The 939-nt window shown below is 74.3% G+C and carries 2 protein-coding genes; both read left to right on the top strand.

Going from position 1 to position 939, the window contains the following annotated elements; translation table 11 throughout:
* Positions 1-166 precede the first annotated feature (166 nt).
* Positions 167-652, top strand: coding sequence for a tRNA (adenosine(37)-N6)-threonylcarbamoyltransferase complex ATPase subunit type 1 TsaE (tsaE, locus tag FRW57_RS22135; RefSeq protein WP_137120020.1), 486 nt, complete (start codon positions 167-169; stop codon positions 650-652).
* A 4-nt stretch (positions 653-656) separates the two neighbouring features.
* Positions 657-939, top strand: a 283-nt coding sequence (gene tsaB / locus FRW57_RS22130) for a tRNA (adenosine(37)-N6)-threonylcarbamoyltransferase complex dimerization subunit type 1 TsaB (RefSeq protein ID WP_152187093.1), incomplete at its 3' end; no start/stop codon positions are given.

Here is a 939-nt window from a genome sequence, read left to right as displayed (position 1 = left end):
CGGCGCGTCCCCGACGTCCAGCGCGGTCGGGCACGGCAGGTGGGCCACGGGGCCACCGGCGAACGTGCTGGCCGGAGGGGCCGTGGTGGCCGTGGAAACCCGAGCGGTCGGCCGGGAAGCAGCCGTGGCTGAGTCGGCGGCCGGCGCGGGGCCGGTTGACGAAGGGATGCCCGTCGTCGGCGAGCTCGTCCTCGAGACCGCTGAGGACACCCGTGACTGGGGCGTGCGGCTGGGACGCCTGCTGCGGGCTGGTGACCTGGTCCTGCTCACCGGTGAGCTGGGGGCCGGGAAGACCACGCTCACCCAGGGCATCGGAGAGGGCCTGGGGGTGCGCGGACCGATCACCTCGCCGACCTTCGTGATCGCGCGGGTGCACCCCTCACTCGTGGGTGGTCCGGAGCTCGTGCATGTCGACGCCTACCGGCTCGGCGGCGCCGAGGAGCTCGACGACCTCGACCTCGACACCGCGATCGACGCCGCGGTCACCGTCGTCGAGTGGGGTGAGGGCCTCGCGGAGGACCTCAGCCCGGACCTGCTGTCGATCACGCTCAGCGGCCTGAGCCGGCGGTCGCTGCGGCTGGCGGCCCGCGGGCCCCGGTGGTCGTCGTCGCAGGCACGGGAGCAGCTGGCCGAACTCGTGTCGTTAACCTGATCCCGTGCTCCTCCTCGCCATCGACACCGCGACCTCGGCCGTCACGGTCGCCCTCCACGACGGGGAGCGGGCCCTGGCCGAGTCGACCACGCTGAACGTGCGCGGCCACGGCGAGCTGCTCGCGCCGGCGATCGCGGAGGTGCTCGAGCGGTCGGGTCGGGTCACCACGGAGGTGACCGAGGTCTGCTGCGGCGTCGGGCCGGGACCGTTCACCGGCCTGCGCGTCGGCATCGTGACGGCCCGGGTCTTCGGCCTGGCGCGCGCCATCCCGGTGCGCGGCGTTTGCA

The sequence above is a fragment of the Segeticoccus rhizosphaerae genome, from assembly GCF_009192725.1.
GTDB classification, from domain to species: domain Bacteria; phylum Actinomycetota; class Actinomycetes; order Actinomycetales; family Dermatophilaceae; genus Segeticoccus; species Segeticoccus rhizosphaerae.
The sequence above is the reverse complement of the archived record's forward strand: the minus strand, read 5'-3'. Positions and strand labels throughout refer to the sequence as shown.

Excerpts from the sequence above, each read along its gene's own strand:
- tsaE (WP_137120020.1), top strand. The coding sequence starts at position 167 with ATGCCCGTCGTCGGCGAGCTCGTCCTCGAGACCGCTGAGGACACCCGT.